This is a genomic window from Rhodococcus sp. WAY2 (genome assembly GCF_009859915.1).
In the GTDB taxonomy this organism is placed as follows: domain Bacteria; phylum Actinomycetota; class Actinomycetes; order Mycobacteriales; family Mycobacteriaceae; genus Rhodococcus_F; species Rhodococcus_F oxybenzonivorans.
This window is the reverse complement of sequence record NZ_CP046572.1, coordinates 5,184,324-5,203,601: the sequence shown is the minus strand read 5'-3', so window position 1 is coordinate 5,203,601 and position 19,278 is coordinate 5,184,324. Positions and strand designations below refer to the sequence as shown.

Here is a 19,278-nt window from a genome sequence, read left to right as displayed (position 1 = left end):
GGCCTGCCGTCGTTTCGTCCCGGCCGGGTCGGGCCTACCTGCCAGCCGGGTCCAGCAATCCCAGCTTCACGGCCTTCACCAACCGGCGGGGTACACGGTGGGTGGTTCCCCCGACAGTCACCTCCACCAGGTCGGGAACCTGAGCCTTCCACTGCGACCTACGACTACGCGTGTTGGACCGCGACATCTTGCGCTTGGGTACTGCCATCTTTCTCGCTCCTCCTTCGTCGCCTGTGAGTACTTCTTAACCACGGAGTGTTAAGAAGTACTCACAGGCGCTTGCGCACTCCATACCGGCGTTCGAACTTCTCGACGCGGCCCGCGGTGTCCATGACGCGTTGCGCGCCGGTCCAGAACGGGTGGGACTCACTGGTCACGTCGACCACCACCAGCGGATAGGTGTTGCCGTCCGCCCACTCCACGGTGCGGTCGCTGGTCACCGTCGACCGCGTGAGGAACGTGGTTCCGGTGCTGGCGTCCTGGAAGACCACGGGGTGATAGTCGGGGTGGATGTTCGGTTTCATTCGTGTCCCTCTCTCGAGCTGTCGGGTTCTGCGTACGGTGATTCGCTGCTGTCGCAGGGGTCTTCGTGGAACTGGCCGAACGGGTCGGGCCACGACTCCCACGCGGCCTCGTCGGCGAGTTCTTCGTCGGTGACCAGCGCCCACTGGAGCGTCCGGTCGATGTCGCTGGGGTCGGCCGCATGTACCAGAACCACCATCGAGCTGTGCCGGTCGCCGAACCGTTCGTCCCAGCACAGGGCCGCCATTGCTCGCCGCGCCGTGGGGAGTTGGTCCTGTTCGGCCGGGGTCATCGCGGCCAGCCATCGATCCGCACTCGCCACCCGCAGTCCCCCACCGGCGGATTCGAGCCACAGCGCCTCGTCGGGCTGCGTGGCCACCCACACCCGGCCGCGCGCCGTGACCACACCCTCCAGAAGAACGTCGATGGCCTCGTGCAGTCGCTCGGGGTGGAAGGGCCGGTTCGCCGAGAACTCGACGATCATGACCCCGCAGTCGTGCGACAGCGGCGGCTGCCCCCGCAGCAGAGGTGAGTGGGCGTTCGTCAGCTCGCCCCGCCGGGCACCGGAGGGGATTTCCAGGAGCAACCGCTCGACGTCGAGTCCGTCGACGTCCCAGGCGATCGGTGCGCCGGGAGCGAGCCGCGCCAGGACGGCGTGGAGCCTGGCCTGCTGCCACCCGTCGCCGGCGCTGCCCGACACCACCAGGGCGTCGGCGAAGTCGACCTGCCCGACGGCGACCTGGGCGACGGTCCGGTCGTCGTCCAGAGCCTCGTCGCCGGTCGCGTCGTCGAGCCACGACTGGGCGTCGATGCACGTGATCGCGGCCTCGACACGGACATCGCGTGAGGCGGTTCCGTCGAGCTGGCCGACTACCCCGGACACCACCACGTGCTCGATTGCCCAGCACACGGCCTCGGGTTCGAGCCGGCGGTCGAGGTGCAACACGATGCGCTGCACGGAGCTGCGCGTATGAAGGCGGCGGAGCAACGGGAGCAGGTCTTCCCGGAGTGTGCAGGAGATACAGCCGTGCGCGAGCTCGAGAATTCCGACGCGGGTGCGCTCTCTCCCCGACTCCATCGTGGTGACGGTGCGCCGCACGACGCCTTCGTGCACGAGGTCGAGGTCGTGATGCACGACCACGGTGTCGTCACGGAGCAGCGACCGCGCGACGGTGTCGGTGGGGCCGCTCCATCCGGATACCAGGACGAGCGGCGTCCGGTGAATCTCACTCACGAGCACCCTTTCGATAACGATTGTCATTGCTTACCGAGAAACGCTACATTGGATTTTCGTCGTTGTCGAAAATGATTGTCATCACCTTGCTGACCGGTAGTCGCCTGGATGCGGGAGGAGACAGAAAGGAATGCCCATGTCGGCACATTGCCAAGTGACCGGACGCCGGCCAGGATTCGGCAAATCCGTATCGCACTCCCACAAGCGCACCAATCGGCGCTGGGATCCGAACATTCAGAAGAAGACATACCTTCTGCCCAGCGAGGGGCGGCGGATCACTCTCACCGTCTCCGCCAAGGGGATCAAAACCATCGACCGGGACGGAATCGAGGCCGTGGTTGCCAAAATCCGGGCCCGCGGAGGGAAGGTCTGATGGCCCGGAACGAAATCCGTCCGATCGTGAAGCTGAAGTCGACGGCGGGTACGGGACACACCTACGTCACCAGGAAGAACCGCCGCAACGACCCCGACCGACTGGTGATGAAGAAGTATGACCCCGTCGTCCGGCGCCACGTCGATTTCCGAGAAGAAAAGTAGAAGACACCCCGATGGCGAAGAAGTCGAAGATCGCAAAGAACGAGCAGCGCAAAATCATCGTTGCGCGCTACGCAGAGCGGCGGGCCGAACTGAAAGAGGTCATCCGCCGCCCGTCGAGCAGCGATGACGAGCGCGCGCAGGCGCAGACGGCACTGCAGCGTCTACCCCGGGACTCGAGTCCGGTACGATTGCGCAATCGAGACGCTGCGGATGGACGTCCGCGCGGCCACCTGAGGAAGTTCGGGCTCTCTCGCGTGCGTGTTCGCGAGATGGCACACCGCGGGGAGCTGCCAGGCGTCCACAAGTCGAGCTGGTAAAGGAAGAAGATGGCAGTCAAGAGAGCACCGTCGAAGAAGCCGCGTCCCGTCGAGGGACGCAAGCCGAAGAAGAACCCGTTGTTCGCGGCGAAGATCGAGTACGTCGATTACAAGGACATCAATCTTCTCCGCACGTTCATCTCCGATCGCGGCAAGATCCGTAGCCGCCGCGTGACGGGCCTGACCCCGCAGCAGCAGCGCCAGGTTGCCGTCGCCGTCAAGAACGCTCGCGAGATGGCCCTGCTGCCTTTCACCAGCCGGTAGCAGCTTCTTCACAGACAACCGAAGGCCGCGTAGTCCACGGACTACGCGGCCTTCGGCATGCATCACGAGGGGAGCTAGCCGAGCATCGCCTGCATCTCGGCGATTTCCCGCTGCTGAGCGCTCACGATGCCGGTGGCGAGTTGCTTGGCATCGGGATTCTCGCCCTCCGCCAGTTCGGTGTCGGCCATCTCGACGGCGCCCTCATGGTGCTCGATCATCATCGTCAGCCACATCCGGTCGAACTCGGGTCCCGACATGCCCATCAAGGTGGACATGTCGTCTTCGGACATCATTCCGGCGCCCGACCCGTGGTCCATCCCTTCGTGACCGGTGGACGTCGGAGCGGTGTCACCCGCCTGACCGAGCAACCCGGTGATCTGATCCATCTCCGGTGCCTGAGCGGCCTCGATCCGCTGGGCGAGCGCCAGCAGTTCGGCGTTGTCGGTGCGGCCGTCGACCATCTCGGCCATCTGCACCGCCTGCGCATGATGCGGATACATGCCGCGCAGGAACGTGATGTCGGCGTCGTTGAACTGAGCTTCGGCCCCGCTGCCGGCCTCGGCCGAGATCGACAGGGAGCGGGACGTCGGCGAGGCGCCCGAGCTGCTCGGGTCGGACGAGTCGGTGCCGCAGCCGGCGAGGACGAGCGCGGCGCCGGCCGCCGCGGCAATGAAACCTGCATGGGTGGTACGCATGGGAAATCTCCTCATGGACATGCTTCGGGAAAGTGAGAGCAAGATCCGCCGGAGCCCTGAGCTCCGGACTCCCCGTCACACCCGCAGTATCGACAGCTGCGCCAACGACAACACGGTCCACGCCGGTGGTCCACGTCCGGACTGCACCCGGTCGACACTCACCCGCGACGTCGGCGACGGCGCCTCGGCACCGGCCACGCAGGGTACCGTCGCACGCGTGAGCGCCGGTGCCACGACGACCATGCCGGCGCAGTGATGTCCGTGGGGGTGCGACTGTTGGCACTCGTTTTCCGCGCAGTCGTGGCCGTGGTTCGTGCCGGGGTCGTGCGAGGCGGCCACGGCACGCAACGAACCGTCATGAGCCGGAGCGAAAGCGGCGGTGAAACTATGCATCACAAGGACCGCAGCCGCCACCGTGACGAGGAACGCAATGCGTGCGGTGGGCGTACGCATACGTCTCGCCGCCGGGGTCATGACTTCCACTGTAGCGGCACATACCCGCCAGGGGTACGACGGTAACGCCGAGCCTTTGGTCGCACTCGCTCGAGCTCAGAGCGACGACAGGATGTCGAGTCCCTGCTGCTCGAGGCCACCGATGGTGTTGGTGAGAATGACCAATCCGCGCTCGCCGCGCCGATCGAGAACCACGGTGCACTGGAACCCGCCCGTCGCCCCGCCGTGGAGCGTGTACTCGCCACCCTCGAACGGCACCACCGACCACGTCAATGCCCGGTAGGTGTTGCCGATCCACCGCTGATCCATCGCGGCGCTGCCCGGCACCGTGCCGTCGAGTAGCTGCCGTACGTAGCCCGCCATATCCGCCGCCATGGACCGCAGCCCACCGGCGGGAGCGTAGGCGTCGAGTGGCCACGGGGCCTGCGATCGATGCAGTACGTCGAATCCGCGGGTGGCGTCGGCGGGCAGGTCTGCCGCAGTCAGCGGTAACCAGGTATCCGACAACCCGAGCGGTACCAGCATCCGTTCGCGCAGAAGCGACGGATAGTCGGTGCCGACGGCTGCGGCCAACGCCTGTCCGAGCAACGCGAAACCAACCGTCGAATACGCGTACGTTCCGCGACTGCCGAGCTGCGCCGACTGCACCTGCTGCAGCAGCGCCTCCCGGCCGTATGTGAAGGGATTGGTCGCGGACATCCAGTGGCCCACCGCCACAACGGTATCGGTGGTCATCGGAAACTGTGCCAGTCCCGACGTGTGCGAGGCCAATTCGAGCAGGGTCACGTCGGCGACCGGCGCACCCCGCAACGGCAACAATTCTCCGACGGTGGTGTCCTCCCGCACCTCACCGCGCGCCACCGCGTCGACGAACAGATGCGCGGTGAACGTCTTGGTGAGAGAACCTATCTCGTACTCGGTGTCGTCGGCCGCGCCGAAGTGGGCGAACCGGGTTCCGGAGGCGTCCACGTATGCGACACTGGCGTTCTCGCGATAGCTGCGGCTCAGAACCTGTCCGGCGAGCGACACCAATTGCGGGTCACCGCTCGACGGGGGCGCCAGCGCAGACGTAGCGGGAGCCGTGACCGCCGTGAGAACGCAGGCGCAGAACAGCGCGCACAGAATGGTCGTCCGACGCAGCATCGCAACTCCTCGCGCACGTCCGAACGCACGTGCCTCTCCCGGTTCCCGCTCGAGCCTATTGTCACCCACCGGAAAAGTGCCCACTAGACTTCGGACGGTTTGCCGACAAGAGGCTCACCGGTCGAGGAGGTGCCCCGCAGCGTGTCGGGAATAGTTGCGGGATTCACCGTCATCTTCGTGATCATCGCGATCGGCTACATTCTCGGCCGGCGTGGAACGCTCGGAGCGGAGGGCGAATCCGTCCTGGGCAGGCTGGTGTTCTTCGTCGCGACACCGGCGCTGCTCTTCGATTCGCTTGCATCGTCCGACCTTTCCGTGATCTTTTCGCCGACGCTGGCCGTCGCTGCTGCGACCGCTTTGACAGTCGGCGCACTGTACATGGTGGTGGCGCGGGTATGGCTGCGCAGGTCACTTCCGGAGCTGACGATCGGGGCGTTGTCGGCGTCGTACGTCAATTCCGCGAACCTGGGCATTCCCATTGCGGTGTTCGTGCTCGGTGACGCGTCGTTCGTGGCCCCACTGCTCCTGTTCCAGATAATCGTGTACTCGCCGATCGCGTTGACCATCCTGGACATCACCACGTTGCGCAGGAGCGCATCACGACTCGAGACCGTGACCGCGCCGTTCAAGAATCCGATCGTCGTGGCCGGCGCCGCGGGACTGGTGCTCGCCCTCGTCGACTGGACTCCGCCCGAAGCGGTGATGCAACCGTTCCGGCTCATCGGCGGCGCCTCCGTGCCGGGTGCCCTGCTCGCCTTCGGTATCTCGCTGTACGGGGTGCGCGTCCTCGAGAAGGGAACGAGTCCACGCCGGGAAGTCGCACTGGCTTCGGTGCTCAAGATCGGCGTGCAACCCGTCCTGGCGTACCTGATGGCGCGATACCTACTCGGCCTCGAGGGGCATGAATTGTTCGCGATCGTGGTTGTGTCGACCCTGCCGACGGCGCAGAACGTCTTCGTCTACGCCAGCCGGTACCGGTGCGGAACGGTGCTGGCGCGGGACACGGCCTTCGTCACTACTTTGGCGGCAATTCCGGCAATTGCGCTGGTCTCGGGACTGCTCGCGTGACGGGGTTACGGTGGCTTATGCGCGTAATCGCCCTCGCAGTGCTGGCCTGCCTCGCCGTCGCCGGATGCGGGTCCACCTCGAGCACCGACGAACCGACGATTCCCCCCGAGATCGCATCCGCCGTCGACCCGAGCCCCACCCATCCGTCGTCGGGGATGCCCGTGCCCAGCGAGGTACCCGGCGAGGAATTCGGTACGGTGTTCACCGCCCGGCCCGACATCGTCCGTGCCCATCCGACCCCGTTCGAGTCGTGGTCCCGCGCCGACGGCAACAAGGTCGCGATCCATTTCGTCACCGGAACCCCGGAGTGTTACGGCGCCGATGCGACCGTCACCGAGACGGACACCACCGTCACCATCTCCCTACGCACCGGAAGCCTGCCGGAGTCGGCCGACAAGATGTGCATCCTGGTCGCAGTGTTCGGCACGCTCGAGGTGCCTTTGCAGGCGCCGCTCGGCGATCGTCGGGTGATCAACGGGTGAGCCGTTGAAGCACTGGTTCCTCAACGTCTGTATCGCCACCGCACTACTCCAGGCCGTCTATCACGCCGTCCGCGTTCTCGTCTCGTACCGTGTCCTCGCTCTCGGTGGTGACGCGGTCACTATCGGAATCGTGACGGCCCTGTTCTCGCTGGCACCCCTGCTCGTCGCGGTCCGCATCGGGCGGGCGGTCGACCAGCGGCACGCGGCAGCGGTCCTGCGTACCGGCGTGGCGCTCACGACACTCGGTGTCGTGGTGATCGCGCTCAGCAACGACCTGATCGTTCTCGGCGTGGGCAACGTGATTCTCGGGTTCGGCCAGATTCTCGTCACCGTGGCCGGGCAGGGATTCATCACCTTGCTGTCGAAACCGGGCGAGCTGGACAAGGGGTTCGCGGGCCTGACCCTCGGCGTGTCGGTCGGTCAGGCCGTCGGCGTGCCGGTCGTGGGGCTGATCGCGGCCCGCAGCTCGGACGGCGGACCGGTGCAGACTACTCTCGCGCTGGCGGTCATGGCCGCGGTGTCGCTGGCGTCGATTCCGTTCGCGTGGCCGATCCGCGAGCGTCCGCAGTCCAGGAAGCCGGCCGCGAAAGACCAGCAGCAGTCCGTCGCGAGCATGATCTCGACGTCCGGTATGCGACCCGCGGTGTTCAGCAGCCTCATCGTCCTCGCCTCCGTCGACGTCGTCGTGGCCTATCTGCCCGTCCTGGGCCACGAATTCGGTTTCAGCGTTCTGCTGGTGTCGTTGCTGCTCACCGCGCGCACCGCGGCATCGATCGTGTCCCGGGCGTTTCTGCCGTGGCTGCTCACCCGGGCACCGCGACAGCGACTGCTCGTCTCCGCGACATTGTGTTCGGCGCTGCCCACCGCGCTCCTGCCTTTCGTCCGCGATCCGTGGTGGATGGCCTTGCTCCTGGTGGTGGCCGGCTTCTTCTGGGGCATCGGGCAGCCGCTGACGATGACCTGGGTGACCGGCCTCGTCACCGGCCCCAACCGGGCAGCCGCGTTGTCTCTGCGCCTGACCGGGAACCGCCTGGGCCAGGTGCTGATCCCCTTGGCCGCAGGCGCTATGGCCGGTGTCGCGGGCACGGCGTCGATCTTCGTGATCACCGGAGGTCTTCTGGGTACGGCGGCGGTGTCCACCTGGCGAGCCGTGCGTACTTCATAACCACCCGGGGGCTGTTGCGAAATGTGTGACCGCGCTGGCGGGTGAGGGGGTGCCGCGGTGGGGGATCCCGCACCTTTGCGGCTCTCGGTCAGGTGGTGGCCGGGAGGGTGGTTCCGCCGGTGAGGTGGGTGAGGATCTTGCCGAGATTGTGGACGGCGGCGTGGAACGCCCATTCGCTGCGGGCCCGGTCGAGGCCGCGGCTGGTGAACCGGCGGAAGCCGAGGTTGTGTTTGGCGTGTCCGAACACGGTTTCGGCGATCGGTGAGCGCTTGCGGTAGGTGGCGATGCCGTCCTCGGTGCGTAGCCGATCGGCCATCGCCCGGATTGGATCCGGGTGCGGGTGCGGTGGTGCGGATCCAGCAATCGGATCGTCGGCCGCGGCGGCCTCGAGGTCCCGGCTCTTGCCGGTCGCGATCAACCGGTCCGGGCCGGGCGAGGTCAGGTTGCTCCGCGAGCAGTACCCGGCGTCGAAGAGCATCACCCCGATCAACTCCTCCGGTGTCGGGTCGGCGGGGTCCGGGCCGGTAGGGGGCGGGTCGGTGGGAAGTGTTCGGCCGCGACGGGTGGCGTCGATCAGTTGCGCGGCCTTGCCGACCTTGTCGACCAGGTCAGGGAAGTAGTCATAGTCCGCGGGGCTGGTCCCGACCCCGGTGGCCAGGATCACCCCGTCCTCGCTGGTGAACGCCTGACAGTTGTATCCCTGTAGCCACCCGCCGCCGCGCAGCGGCTGCAACCGCGAGTCCGGGTCGGTGATGTTGCGGCGCCGCTGCCCGGCGGCGGCGATGCGCTCGCGGTGTTTACACAGGGCGGTTTCGAGTTCGGTGCGCCGCCGCCGCACCAGATGATGCTCGTCGACCGGTTTCGGCACGAACCGGCCCCGACCGGCGGCGGGAGCATCCCGGAACCGGTCGAGCACACCCTGCTGCGCGGCGACCGCCTGCGCCAGCCGCCGCTCGGCGGCGGCGACCTCGGCCCCCACCGGCACCCGCCCCATCACCGTCTGACCCGCATCGAGCCTGCTCAGATAATCGTGGGCCTTACGGTCCCGGTCGGCATCCTGGTCCTGCTTTTCCGTCTCGAGCTGGGCCAACGCCTCCGCGATCCGCGCTGAGCGGGTCGCCGGATCGGCCAACTCCGCCGGCACCTGCCCCGGTCCCGGACCGTCGTTGCCGTAGAGGTCGTCCTCGGCGTCGTCGCACGCCGCGTGCGCGGCCGCCGCCGCCGCGGCGATCCGCGCGGCCTCCGCCTCGGCCGCTCGGCGGAGCCCGTCCTCGGTGCGGTTGGCGTCCTTCGAGGCGTTCGAGGCGATCTTCACCCCGTCCAACGCGATCGTTTCGAGTCGGCCCAGTCCCATCCGCGCGGCCAGGATCAGGACCTGCGTGAACAACTCCTCGCAGGCGGTGTGGTTGTCCTTGCGGAACCGCGAGATCGTCGCGTGATCGGGGGCGTCTCCGGCGCAGATCACCCGGTAGGACACCACCTCCGAGCAGGCCCGCTCGATCTGCCGGGACGAGCGCACTCCCCGCGACCACGCCCAGATCAGCAAGGTCACCAGCATGTCCGGGTCGTAGCCGGCCCGCCCCGCACCGCCGGTGCGGCGGTCGTGATGGAACGCCCGGGTATCGAGATGGGTGCCGACGATCTCGATCACCGTCCACACCGGATGGGTGGCCGGTAACCACTCCCGCATGTCCGGCGGCAACAGGAACTGCTGATCACGATCTACCGGTCGATATCCCTTGGCCACCAACACATTATCCAGGAAACCGCAGGTCACAGCATGTAGACACGCGGGCACCCCGACCCTCAATTTCGCAACAGCCCCCCCGCGGTTAATAAGTACTCACGGGTGCCTAAATGTCGCACCGGCCGGTGTTCGACGCTCCACTTCGTCGGCTGTGGCGTGCGTCTCTCCTCGGCAGACTTGTCCCCAGTCACGCGTTTGCCAGATCAGGGGTCAGGAGCCACACGATGAGCTTTACCGGTGTCATTCCGAGCACGACCGACACTCCTCGTCCACATCAGGACGAGCGCGCCGAATCGAGCGCGGTACAAGCATCGGGCGATACCACTCCGCAGCTACGTTTCCTCGACCCCGCCGACACCGGGTCCGGGCGGGCGGCCGTGATGGTCTGGCCGCAGGCTCCCCTGCTCGCGGAGCTCGTCGCGCTCTTCGCCGACCTCGGTTTGCGGGTTGCCTCCCATGAGCAGCTTCCCGCCGCCGAGTCCGGCGAGACGGTAGTGCACCGCTTCGATTTCAGCACCGACGGCTCCGCCTGGGACAGCACGACTCCCGGCCTCGTCTCCGCCGCGTTCGGGGCCGCGGCCGCCGGACATTTGGAGGTGGACGGATTCACCCGTCTCATTCCGGCCGCCAACGTGTCGTGGTCCGACGCCGTCCTGATCCGTGCGGCCTGCCGTTATCTCCGCCAGGTGGGACTCGGCCTGTCGGAGCCGAACATCGTGGCAATCCTGTTGCGCAACAGCAGTTTCGTGCGTGGGTTCGGCGCACTGTTCGCGGCTCGGTTCGATCCTGCGCGGAGCGATCAGGGCGCGGCCGTCGCGGATGCGGAGAAGATCCTCCTCACCGCCATCGAGAAGACCACGACGTTGGACGAGGACCGCCTGCTGCGCGGCATGTTGTCGTTCATCTCGGCCGTACTGCGCACCAACTGGTTTCAGCACGACCGCACGGGGGGAACCGGCACCGCGGCGGCGTTCAAGATCGATCCTGCGCTGCTGTCGCTGTCCGCTCCCGTCACCCCGTACCGGGAGATCTTCGTGCACTCTCGGATAGTCGAGGGCAGTCACGTGCGCAGCGGCACGGTGTCCCGCGGCGGTCTGCGCTGGTCGGACCGCAAGGACGACTTCCGCACCGAGGTACTGGGACTGATGAAGACCCAGCACGTGAAGAACTCGCCGATCGTTCCGATGGGCGCGAAGGGCGCGTTCGTCGTGCGCACCGGTCCGGCTCCCGATGCTGTGCGGCAGGCGTACACGACCTTCATCGAGGGACTGCTCGACGTCACCGACGACATCGTCGACGGCGAGGTGGTGCACCCCCGCGACACCGTGATCTACGACGGCGACGATCCGTATCTGGTGGTGGCCGCCGACAAGGGCACGGCACGGTTCTCCGACCTCGCCAACAGCATTGCGGTGCGCCGCGGTTTCTGGCTCGGCGACGCCTTCGCCTCCGGAGGTTCGGCCGGTTACGACCACAAGGCAATGGGTATCACCGCACGCGGTGGATGGGTTTCGGTACGTAGACATTTCGCCGAGATGGGTAAGAACGTCGACACCGACGCGTTCACCGTGGTGGGGATCGGCGACATGTCCGGGGACGTCTTCGGCAACGGCATGCTGCTCAGTCGCGCGATCCGCCTCGTCGGCGCCTTCGACCACCGGCACATCTTCCTCGACCCGGACCCGGATTCCGAAGCGTCCTACCGCGAGCGCGAACGATTGGCCGGGTTGCCGGGAAGCAGTTGGGACGACTACGACCGCGACGTGGTGTCCGCCGGTGGCGGGGTGTGGCCCCGGACCACCAAGAAGATTCCGCTGTCCCCTCGGGTGCGCGAACGGCTCGACGTCGAGGAAGCAGAACTGCCCCCGCACGAGGTGGTGAAGGCCCTGCTCAAGGCTGAGGTCGATCTGTTGTGGAACGGCGGAATCGGAACCTACGTCAAGGCGTCCGCGGAAAGCAACGCCGACGCTGCCGACCCGGCCAACGACTCCGTCCGCGTCGACGCCGACATGCTGCGCGCCGCAGTGGTCGGCGAGGGCGGGAACCTCGGGTTCACCCAGCGGGCCCGCATCGAGTATGCGCTGAGGGGCGGCCGCATCAACGCGGACTTCATCGACAACGCCACCGGTGTCGCCACCTCCGATCGCGAAGTGAACCTGAAGATCGCGGTGGACGCGGCGGTAGCGGCCGGAGAACTGCCTGCCGCGGAACGAAACTCGCTCCTCGCTCGCGTCCAGGACGAGATTGCCGAGTCGGTGCTGGCCGACGCGTCGGCCCAGACCCTCGCGATCAGCCTCGCCGAGGTGCACGCCCCCTTCCTTCTCGGACGTCATGAACGGCTGATCGAAAACCTCGAACGGGACGCAGGACTCAGTCGATCCGCCGAGGTCCTCCCGACCGCAGCGGAACTGACTGCACGACACCGCGCCGGGCAGGGACTGGTCCGTCCCGAGATCGCCGTCCTGTTGGCACAGTCCAAAAATCTCGTCGTCACGGAACTACTCGCCTCCCCGGTCCTCGACAACGCGGTATTCGACGGTGTCCTGGCGGACTACTTTCCCGCACCGCTCCGGGAGCGGGTACCGCAGCAGATCAGCGGACACCGACTGGCTCGCGAGATCGTCGCCGTGCTCGTCGCAGGCGACATGATCGACCGGGTAGGGCCCGGACTGATCCATCGCCTGGAGGAGCGCCTCGGTGTCAGCACCCCCGACATCACGAGCGCCTACGCGGTGGTGCGGCAGGTATTCGACATCGATCGGCTGTGGGACCAGGTACTGGCCTTGCCGGGTGCCTCCCACCGCACGAGGTTGAATCTGCATTTCGGCATCCAGGACCTGATCGAGCGCACCACGTCGTGGCTCCTGCGGCACCGCACCGCGGACACCGACGCTCGCGCGTCGATCGAGCGATTCACCGACCCCGTCCGCGAACTGGCTTCCGCCCTGCCCCGGCTGACCGGTGCACCCGCGCAGGACTTGAGCACGCTGCGCATCCTCGCGCAGGCGTTCGCACTCGAGGACACCGCACGCACGCTCGGCTTGCCGATCACCCAGGTCGCGGAAACCTACCGAGAATTCGGCAAGGTCATCGGCCTCGACTGGCTGTCGGAACGGTTCTCCGTCGGTGAGACCGGTACCGCCTACTGGGAGACGATGGCGGCGGCCGTCCTCGTCGACAACCTGCAGGAGCACTGGCATGCGCTGATCGGCTCGGTTCTGCGGGACGCCTCCCCCGACACTTCCGCGGCGGACGCCGTCGCCGCCTGGCTCGACCGGCATCCGACGGCCGCGGAACGGCTGTCACACATGCTCGGCGAGCTCCGCAGTCGCGATCGGGTGGACAATTCGAGTATCTGCGTGATCGATGCCGAGCTCACTCTCGCACTGACCCGCTGCCGATGACCCCTATCGCCGTAACCCCATACCTCACCACCGATCGAAGGAGTTCGAAAGTGCCCACTCTCCAGCGAGATGTCGCCATTGTCGGTGCCGGCCCGTCCGGGCTGGCCGCCGCGACCGCACTGCGCAAGGCAGGCCTGTCCGTCGCAGTCCTCGAGGCGCGCGACCGCGTCGGAGGACGCACCTGGACCGACACGATCGACGGGGCCACGCTCGAAATCGGCGGCCAATGGGTCTCGCCCGATCAGACGGCGCTGATCTCCTTGCTCGACGAACTCGGCCTCGAGACGTTCGACCGCTACCGCGAGGGCGAATCCGTCTACATCTCCGCCGCCGGGAAGCGCACCCGCTACACCGGTGAATCGTTTCCCGTCGACGAGACGACGCGGAAGGAGATGGACCGCTTGATCTCCATTCTCGACGACCTCGCCGCGCAGGTCGGCGCGGAGGAGCCCTGGGCGCATCCCCTTGCCCGCGAGCTCGACACCATCTCGTTCAAGCACTGGTTGATCGAGCAGTCCGACGACGCCGAGGCCCGCGACAACATCGGCCTGTTCATCGCCGGCGGCATGCTCACCAAGCCTGCGCACGCATTCTCCGCGCTGCAAGCCGTCTTGATGGCCGCGTCCGCCGGCTCGTTCTCGCACCTCGTGGACGAGGACTTCATCCTCGACAAGCGCGTCATCGGCGGCATGCAGCAGGTGTCGATCCGGCTGGCCGCCGCGCTGGGGGACGACGTGTTCCTGAACGCACCCGTGCGCACCGTGCAGTGGAGCGAGCAGGGTGCCGTCGTCCTGGCTGACGGCGACGTCCGTGTGGAGGCGTCGCGGGTCGTGCTCGCGGTGCCGCCCAACCTGTACTCTCGGATCTCCTACGATCCGCCGCTGCCGCGCCGCCAGCACCAGATGCATCAGCATCAGTCACTCGGACTCGTCATCAAGGTGCACGCCGTGTACGAGACGCCGTTCTGGCGCGAAGAAGGTTTGTCCGGCACCGGCTTCGGGGCCTCGGAGATCGTGCAGGAGGTGTACGACAACACCAATTACGAGGACACCCGGGGCACCCTCGTCGCGTTCGTGTCGGACGAGAAAGCGGACGCGATGTTCGAATTGAGCGAAGAGGAGCGTCGCGCCACCATTCTCGGCTCGCTCGCCCGCTACCTCGGACCGACGGCGGCCGAGCCGGTGGTGTACTACGAGTCCGACTGGGGCTCCGAGGAATGGACGCGGGGCGCGTACGCCGCCAGCTTCGACCTCGGTGGCCTGCACCGGTACGGAAAGGACACACGGACCCCGGTCGGGCCGTTCCATTTCTCCTGCTCGGACATCGCGGCCGAGGGCTACCAGCACGTGGACGGCGCCGTCCGGATGGGTCAGCGCACCGCCGCGGATATCGTCGCGCGCCTCGGACAGTAGGCCCTGGCGATCATCGCCCGGCAGTCACGACTGCCGGGCGATGATCGCGAGCAGTAGTTCGGCGCGCACCCGCGCCACGTCCAGCCTGCAGTCGATCAGGGCTTCGATTCGCGCCATCCGGCTGCGCAGGGTGTGCCGGTGGACGCCCATCGCGGCGGCCGCCGACTCCCAATGCCCGTTGGCCTCGAGGAACGCCCGTAACGACCCCAGAAGCTCTGTGCCGTTGACGCGGTCGTAGTCGTCGATGGGCGCAATCATTGTGTCCGCCAGCGAATTGAGTACTTCACGGGTCGCGCTGAACGCGAGTAGCGCACTGCCGGTGAGCGCCGCGAATTCCAGTGGTTCGGCCCCGGCTTCGGCCGCCGACGCCGCGAGTTGCGACTGCTCGATCGCCGCCACGACACCGGACAGCTCCCGTCGCCCGCTCAACCCGGCTCGGACCGCCTTACGCGTGCCCGGGGGCAGCGCGCTCAGCATCGACCGTGCGAAGTCCACGTCGTCGGTTCCACGGAGAAGAACTGTGATCCGGGTGTCGTGGCGACACGAGAAGAGCTGGCGCCCAACCGTGTCCATCGCCGCGGTGACCGCCGACTCCACCCGCTGCGCGAGTTCCAGAGTCTCGGCGACCACCGTCAGACCTCGCACCATCCCGTCGGCATCGGCCGCGCCCCGAATCTGCTCCCACGCAGGCGCCAGGTCGCGATCGTCGGTGAGCAGTAGACCGAGCGCGTGCGAATTGAGCTGATTCTGCGCGACGCGCAGGCGAGCGGGCTTCTCGAAGTCCAGCGCCAGCAGCGAATTGGCGTGACCCAGCAGAATCTGATCGACGTGGCTGAGCGCCGTCGGACTGATCACCGCCACATGCCCGTGCGGGGTGCTTCCGACACTGATCTGCTGGACGGTGATCGAGGCCCCCGACCGCGCCAGCGACACGCTGCTCGACGCTCCACCCGTTCCTGCCGCCAGCACATCGCGCACTTCGTCGAGGACCTCGTCGTCCGGTCGCGCGGGATGGTGTTCGAGTACCTTGCCGGACAGATCGAGAAGTAGCACCGTGGCTGAGGTGGCCATCGCGAGTTCACGGACGGTGGCGCCGGTTCCACCCGAGATGACGGCCCGCGTCATCCGTGGCTGTGCCCGGGACGCCCGCAGGACCGACTCGTATTCTTGTTCGGCCAGACGGTTCATCACGCGTTTGACGACGGCGGCGAAGGGGGTCGGTAACGGCACTTCCAGCAGCGGAAGACCGAGGTCGTCGGCCACGGCGACGAGGTCCTCCGGCACTTCCGGGTGCGACAGCCCCGTGCCGAATCCGACGGCGGCCACTCCCACGCCGTCGAGTCCGCGTAGATACCGGGCCCGGTCGGCCGCTGTCAGGGGCAGTCGCAGCCCTGTGGTGAGCAGCAGTTCCCCACCGGAGAGCCACCGGAACGGATCGGACAGTTCGGTGGTGATGGCGAAGGTGATCTCGTTACCGAGGCCTGCGGCTCCGCCTCGGAGTTCGAGAGCCAGATCCGGCTGGGACAACATCCAGCGGACGGGAACGGTCATGTCGGGCTCCTGCGCGTTGCGGTCTGGTGTGTGCCACCCTGACCCGTCGATCCCCGGAACGTGGCTGGACAGATCGGCCATCGGAACCCGAGCATCGACTCCATTCTGTCAGAGGACTCGGTACCGGTGACCTGTACGGACACCGAAACACCACATTAACGAATTTCGTTCGTTTGAGGTCTTGCGCCCGAACCCGAGGCTCCGCATACTTAACGAATACGATTCGCTAAGTGATCCGCATCTCACCGGGAGAACGTCCCGCGAGCGGTCCGGCACACTACTCGAGACACGGAGTTCTCCTCGTGCAACCACCGGAAACGCCAAAAAATCACGCCCTCCGCGTCCCACTGACTGCAAGGAGCGGAATCGCCACGTTCAGCGTCTTCGTGGTCGGATACATGACCGCCAACCTCGTCCCGCTCATGATCATCGCGATGGTCGACGATCTCGGCGTGTCCCAGACCGTCGCCGGTGCCGTTCTGACGGGATCGTTGCTGGCATGCGCGCTGGTATGCCTCGCGACCACCCGATGGGCGGCCGGACGGTTCCGGCGGCGGCTCGGCCGGGCGGGCCTCGTCGTCATGGCAGCCGGATTCGCGGCGGCAGCCGTCGTTCCGTCCGCACCGATCGCCTGCTTCGCGATCGTCGTCGGAGGCCTCGGGGCCGGCGGCGCGGTCGCCGTCGGCGGCGCGGCGATGGCGGCGTTCACCAACCCGAACCGTGTCTCCGGACTGAGCGGTCTCGTCAATCGCGTGGCCGTCACCGGTGTCCTCGCGCTGATCCCGATTCTCGGCACACAGATGACCAACGCCTTCGGCATCGTGGCCGTACTCGCACTGGCCTCTGCACTCACCATGACCTGGTTGCCGACTGCCCCCGACCTCGGGGCAGGCACGACGAGAACCCGCGCCGAACTGCCCGAAGGGGTCACCCGGAAACGCGTCGCGGTCGCCGGAGCGTCGCTGCTCGTGCTGTTCGCCGTCTGGGCGATCGGTGAGGACTCGTTGTGGGCGGTGTCCGGCATCATGGGATTCGAGCACGCGGGGCTGACCGAACAGCAGATGGGCTTGGCCCTGTCCGCATCGACTGCAGGTGGTATCGGTATCGCACTGCTCCTCACCGCTCTGGGCTCCCGTCTCGGGCGCACGGTTCCCGTGGCCGTTCTGCTGGTACTGGGCGCCGCCCTGAAACTGGGCTCGTGCCTGACCACCGAGCCCACCACCTACTTGGTGCTCATCATTACGTGGAACACCGTCTACGCGGCGGCATTCATCTACGTGGTGGCCATCGCGGCCGCACTGGATTCGTCCGGCCGCTGGTCCGCCCCACTACTCGGGACCTACCTGGTCGGCTCCGCGTTCGCCCCGCTCTTCGGCACTCTCGTCACCGAGGCCGTCGGTTATCCGTCGTTCGGTGTCATCGTGGCCGGGATCAGTCTCGTTCTGCTGGTACCGATCACGGCTATCGCCGCTCTCTCTGCACGTACAGAAGCCACATCCCTCGCCGTAGGTGAGGATCCCACCCTGCGTTACACCACGTCGGTGATCGTCTGATGAATCCGATGGACAGGAAGAACACCATGACAGCGAAGGCCACCCACTACCGAGGCGGTCGAATCTTCACCGCGGCCGAGCCCGCGTGGGCGGAGTCGATGATCGTCGAGGACAGCCAGCTGACGTACGTCGGGGATACGGTCACCGCAGACGCGCTGACCCGCGACGCCGACATCGTCGAACTCGACGGCGCTTTCGTGCTGCCCGGTTTCATCGACGCTCACACCCACCTGCTCATGATGGGGCAGTCGCTGCAGAAGGTGGATCTCCAGAGCGCCGTCGATCTGGCCGGCATCCAGGATCGCATCGGGCGTTTCGCCGCCGACAATCCGACGGCACCCCGAATTCTGGGGCGCAGCTGGCTGTTTCCGGCCCTCGGCGGCCGGCCGCCCACCCGGCAGATGATCGACGCGGTCGAAGCGGACCGTCCCGTGTATCTCGATTCCAACGACGTCCATTCCGTGTGGGTGAACTCCGCAGCACTCCACGAACTGGGGATCGACGACCACACGCCCGATCCCCTCGGCGGCCGGATCGAACGCGATCCGGCGACGGGCCACGCCACCGGGATGTTGTACGAAACGGCGGTGACCCAGATCGTGTGGCCCGCCCTCGCGAAGGTGGTCACCGACCACGAACGTGACGTCGCACTGGCGGCGGCGTTCGAGCGGTACCTGGCCGACGGCGTCACCGGAGCCGTCGACATGGCGCTCGGTGCGGACGAGGTGGCTGCGCTCGAGCGAGCCCTGGCAGCCGGGGGCGGCACGTTGCCGCTTCGGGTAGCCGGGCACTGGCTCATCACCCGAACCGATTCGACGGAGGAGAACGTCCGTCAGGTCCGCGAGGCCGCGACGTACGCCCAGCGTCTGCAGGGGCCGTGGCTGCGGATGGCCGGGATCAAGATCATCATCGACGGTGTCATCGACAGCTGCACCGCCACCATGAAGGAGCCGTACTCCGACGGCACCAATGCCGAACCGATCTGGGATCTCGAGTCGCTGGCACCCGTGGTCACTGCGGCTGATGCCGCGGGACTCCAGGTGGCCATGCACGCCATCGGTGACGAGGCCTCGGAGATCGGGCTCACCGCGCTGGAAAAGGCGATCGCCGCCAACGGAATCCGGCCGCGTCGACACCGCATGGAACACCTCGAGACGATCACGAAGGACAACGTGCAGCGTCTGGCACAACTCGGTGTCGTCGCCTCGATGCAGCCGGTGCACGCCGACCCGGCGATCCAGGAGAACTGGCGCGCCGTTCTGGGTGACCACCGGGTCGAGCGGGCGTACCCCTGGCCCGAGATGACCTCGGCGGGCGCGGTCCTGGCGCTGGGTTCCGACGCCCCCACCGCACCGCATCCGCCGCTGCCCAACATGTACGTCGCGACGACGCGCAAGTCCGCGATCGATCCGACTCTGCCACCCAACCTTCCCGAGTACGCCCTCCCGATGGCGGACGCACTGGCGCACGCGACCCGTGACGCTGCCTACTCGTGCTGCTGGGACGATCTCACCGGGCAACTCGTCGCCGGCAAGGCGGCCGATTTCGTCGTCCTCGACGGAAACCCATTTACCGATGGCGCCGGCTCGCTCCTCACCTCCCGCGTGGGGCTGACCGTCGTGGCGGGCCGGATCCGCCATCGAACCACTCCCCGGCCGCTCTGAAGGCTGGACAACTCGGCGCGCCCAGCGCTCTTGCTTTCACCATTTCGTCAGCTGCCACCACCTTGTG

The 19,278-nt window shown here is 67.0% G+C and carries 19 protein-coding genes; 11 read left to right on the top strand and 8 right to left on the bottom strand.

The features are described from left to right. Positions 1 to 34 precede the first annotated feature (34 nt). The 3 genes from rpmF to mrf form a co-directional block, all read right to left on the bottom strand. The gene (gene rpmF, locus GFS60_RS23425) at positions 35 to 208 is read right to left on the bottom strand and encodes a 50S ribosomal protein L32 (RefSeq protein ID WP_159924991.1); all 174 of its coding nucleotides are present in this window, start codon (positions 206 to 208) and stop codon (positions 35 to 37) included. A gap of 61 nt (positions 209 to 269) precedes the next feature. Next, the gene (locus GFS60_RS23420) at positions 270 to 524 is read right to left on the bottom strand and encodes a type B 50S ribosomal protein L31 (RefSeq protein ID WP_109332605.1); all 255 of its coding nucleotides are present in this window, start codon (positions 522 to 524) and stop codon (positions 270 to 272) included. Beyond that, positions 521 to 1,783: a ribosome hibernation factor-recruiting GTPase MRF gene (mrf, locus tag GFS60_RS23415; RefSeq protein WP_159924989.1), complete on the bottom strand. Its 1,263-nt coding sequence runs from the start codon at positions 1,781 to 1,783 to the stop codon at positions 521 to 523. Before mrf ends, GFS60_RS23420 begins: the two co-directional genes overlap by 4 nt. Positions 1,784 to 1,892: 109 nt before the next feature. On the opposite strand from mrf, the gene rpmB reads away from it, so the two are divergent. The 4 genes from rpmB to rpsR are packed head-to-tail and all read left to right on the top strand — an operon-like array spanning position 1,893 to position 2,874. Further along, complete coding sequence (gene rpmB, locus GFS60_RS23410; RefSeq protein WP_159924987.1) at positions 1,893 to 2,129, top strand: 50S ribosomal protein L28; 237 nt, start codon at positions 1,893 to 1,895, stop codon at positions 2,127 to 2,129. Continuing rightward, a complete protein-coding gene (gene rpmG, locus GFS60_RS23405; protein WP_159924985.1) occupies positions 2,129 to 2,293 on the top strand; it encodes a 50S ribosomal protein L33 in 165 nt (54 codons plus the stop codon). The genes rpmB and rpmG overlap by 1 nt, the downstream gene beginning before the upstream one ends. A gap of 11 nt (positions 2,294 to 2,304) precedes the next feature. Beyond that, the gene (gene rpsN, locus GFS60_RS23400; RefSeq protein ID WP_109332620.1) at positions 2,305 to 2,610 is read left to right on the top strand and encodes a 30S ribosomal protein S14; all 306 of its coding nucleotides are present in this window, start codon (positions 2,305 to 2,307) and stop codon (positions 2,608 to 2,610) included. A gap of 9 nt (positions 2,611 to 2,619) precedes the next feature. Beyond that, positions 2,620 to 2,874 carry a 30S ribosomal protein S18 gene (gene rpsR, locus GFS60_RS23395; RefSeq protein ID WP_005238639.1) on the top strand — a complete coding sequence of 85 codons (255 nt, stop codon included), beginning with the start codon at positions 2,620 to 2,622 and terminating at the stop codon, positions 2,872 to 2,874. A gap of 74 nt (positions 2,875 to 2,948) precedes the next feature. Here the strand turns inward: rpsR and GFS60_RS23390 are convergent, their stop codons facing one another. The 3 genes from GFS60_RS23390 to GFS60_RS23380 all read right to left on the bottom strand — a co-directional run bounded on the left by GFS60_RS23390 (position 2,949) and on the right by GFS60_RS23380 (position 5,165). Then, positions 2,949 to 3,569 (bottom strand): DUF305 domain-containing protein, encoded by a 621-nt coding sequence (locus GFS60_RS23390; RefSeq protein WP_159924983.1) that lies wholly within the window; start codon positions 3,567 to 3,569, stop codon positions 2,949 to 2,951. Positions 3,570 to 3,644: 75 nt separating this feature from the next. Continuing rightward, entirely contained in the window at positions 3,645 to 4,043 is a 399-nt protein-coding gene (locus tag GFS60_RS23385) for a DUF6153 family protein (protein ID WP_236603264.1), read from the bottom strand. 75 nt (positions 4,044 to 4,118) lie between these two features. Continuing rightward, positions 4,119 to 5,165 carry a serine hydrolase domain-containing protein gene (locus GFS60_RS23380; RefSeq protein ID WP_159924981.1) on the bottom strand — a complete coding sequence of 349 codons (1,047 nt, stop codon included), beginning with the start codon at positions 5,163 to 5,165 and terminating at the stop codon, positions 4,119 to 4,121. A 141-nt stretch (positions 5,166 to 5,306) separates the two neighbouring features. Here GFS60_RS23380 and GFS60_RS23375 point away from each other — a divergent pair, with 141 nt between their 5' ends. The 3 genes from GFS60_RS23375 to GFS60_RS23365 are packed head-to-tail and all read left to right on the top strand — an operon-like array spanning position 5,307 to position 7,880. Next, the gene (locus GFS60_RS23375) at positions 5,307 to 6,233 is read left to right on the top strand and encodes an AEC family transporter (RefSeq protein ID WP_159924979.1); all 927 of its coding nucleotides are present in this window, start codon (positions 5,307 to 5,309) and stop codon (positions 6,231 to 6,233) included. Between the two features lie 17 nt (positions 6,234 to 6,250). Further along, a complete protein-coding gene (locus GFS60_RS23370; RefSeq protein ID WP_109332631.1) occupies positions 6,251 to 6,715 on the top strand; it encodes a hypothetical protein in 465 nt (154 codons plus the stop codon). 4 nt (positions 6,716 to 6,719) lie between these two features. Next, entirely contained in the window at positions 6,720 to 7,880 is a 1,161-nt protein-coding gene (locus tag GFS60_RS23365; RefSeq protein WP_159924977.1) for an MFS transporter, read from the top strand. 88 nt (positions 7,881 to 7,968) lie between these two features. On the opposite strand, the gene GFS60_RS23360 is transcribed toward GFS60_RS23365, so the two are convergent. Further along, entirely contained in the window at positions 7,969 to 9,633 is a 1,665-nt protein-coding gene (locus GFS60_RS23360; protein WP_201453431.1) for a transposase, read from the bottom strand. A gap of 218 nt (positions 9,634 to 9,851) precedes the next feature. On the opposite strand from GFS60_RS23360, the gene GFS60_RS23355 reads away from it, so the two are divergent. Both GFS60_RS23355 and GFS60_RS23350 read left to right on the top strand, forming a co-directional pair. After that, on the top strand, positions 9,852 to 13,031 hold the full coding sequence (locus GFS60_RS23355) for an NAD-glutamate dehydrogenase domain-containing protein (protein WP_159924975.1): 3,180 nt from the start codon (positions 9,852 to 9,854) through the stop codon (positions 13,029 to 13,031). A 50-nt stretch (positions 13,032 to 13,081) separates the two neighbouring features. Beyond that, entirely contained in the window at positions 13,082 to 14,443 is a 1,362-nt protein-coding gene (locus tag GFS60_RS23350) for a flavin monoamine oxidase family protein (protein WP_159924973.1), read from the top strand. A gap of 24 nt (positions 14,444 to 14,467) precedes the next feature. Here the strand turns inward: GFS60_RS23350 and GFS60_RS23345 are convergent, their stop codons facing one another. Continuing rightward, positions 14,468 to 15,994, bottom strand: coding sequence for a PucR family transcriptional regulator (locus GFS60_RS23345; RefSeq protein ID WP_159924971.1), 1,527 nt, complete (start codon positions 15,992 to 15,994; stop codon positions 14,468 to 14,470). 302 nt (positions 15,995 to 16,296) lie between these two features. Here GFS60_RS23345 and GFS60_RS23340 point away from each other — a divergent pair, with 302 nt between their 5' ends. Together GFS60_RS23340 and GFS60_RS23335 are read left to right on the top strand one after the other, a co-directional pair. Beyond that, positions 16,297 to 17,547, top strand: coding sequence for an MFS transporter (locus GFS60_RS23340; protein WP_159924969.1), 1,251 nt, complete (start codon positions 16,297 to 16,299; stop codon positions 17,545 to 17,547). A 26-nt stretch (positions 17,548 to 17,573) separates the two neighbouring features. Continuing rightward, positions 17,574 to 19,211: an amidohydrolase gene (locus tag GFS60_RS23335; protein WP_159924967.1), complete on the top strand. Its 1,638-nt coding sequence runs from the start codon at positions 17,574 to 17,576 to the stop codon at positions 19,209 to 19,211. The last annotated feature ends 67 nt before the right edge of the window (positions 19,212 to 19,278 follow it).

Coding starts and splice junctions, on each gene's coding strand:
- rpsN (WP_109332620.1), top strand. CDS start 2,305: ATGGCGAAGAAGTCGAAGATCGCAAAGAACGAGCAGCGCAAAATCATC.
- rpmG (WP_159924985.1), top strand. CDS start 2,129: ATGGCCCGGAACGAAATCCGTCCGATCGTGAAGCTGAAGTCGACGGCG.
- GFS60_RS23380 (WP_159924981.1), bottom strand. CDS start 5,165: ATGCTGCGTCGGACGACCATTCTGTGCGCGCTGTTCTGCGCCTGCGTT.
- mrf (WP_159924989.1), bottom strand. CDS start 1,783: ATGACAATCGTTATCGAAAGGGTGCTCGTGAGTGAGATTCACCGGACG.
- GFS60_RS23370 (WP_109332631.1), top strand. CDS start 6,251: ATGCGCGTAATCGCCCTCGCAGTGCTGGCCTGCCTCGCCGTCGCCGGA.
- GFS60_RS23390 (WP_159924983.1), bottom strand. CDS start 3,569: ATGCGTACCACCCATGCAGGTTTCATTGCCGCGGCGGCCGGCGCCGCG.
- rpmF (WP_159924991.1), bottom strand. CDS start 208: ATGGCAGTACCCAAGCGCAAGATGTCGCGGTCCAACACGCGTAGTCGT.
- GFS60_RS23385 (WP_236603264.1), bottom strand. CDS start 4,043: ATGACCCCGGCGGCGAGACGTATGCGTACGCCCACCGCACGCATTGCG.
- GFS60_RS23420 (WP_109332605.1), bottom strand. CDS start 524: ATGAAACCGAACATCCACCCCGACTATCACCCCGTGGTCTTCCAGGAC.
- GFS60_RS23355 (WP_159924975.1), top strand. CDS start 9,852: ATGAGCTTTACCGGTGTCATTCCGAGCACGACCGACACTCCTCGTCCA.
- rpsR (WP_005238639.1), top strand. CDS start 2,620: ATGGCAGTCAAGAGAGCACCGTCGAAGAAGCCGCGTCCCGTCGAGGGA.
- rpmB (WP_159924987.1), top strand. CDS start 1,893: ATGTCGGCACATTGCCAAGTGACCGGACGCCGGCCAGGATTCGGCAAA.
- GFS60_RS23335 (WP_159924967.1), top strand. CDS start 17,574: ATGACAGCGAAGGCCACCCACTACCGAGGCGGTCGAATCTTCACCGCG.
- GFS60_RS23345 (WP_159924971.1), bottom strand. CDS start 15,994: ATGACCGTTCCCGTCCGCTGGATGTTGTCCCAGCCGGATCTGGCTCTC.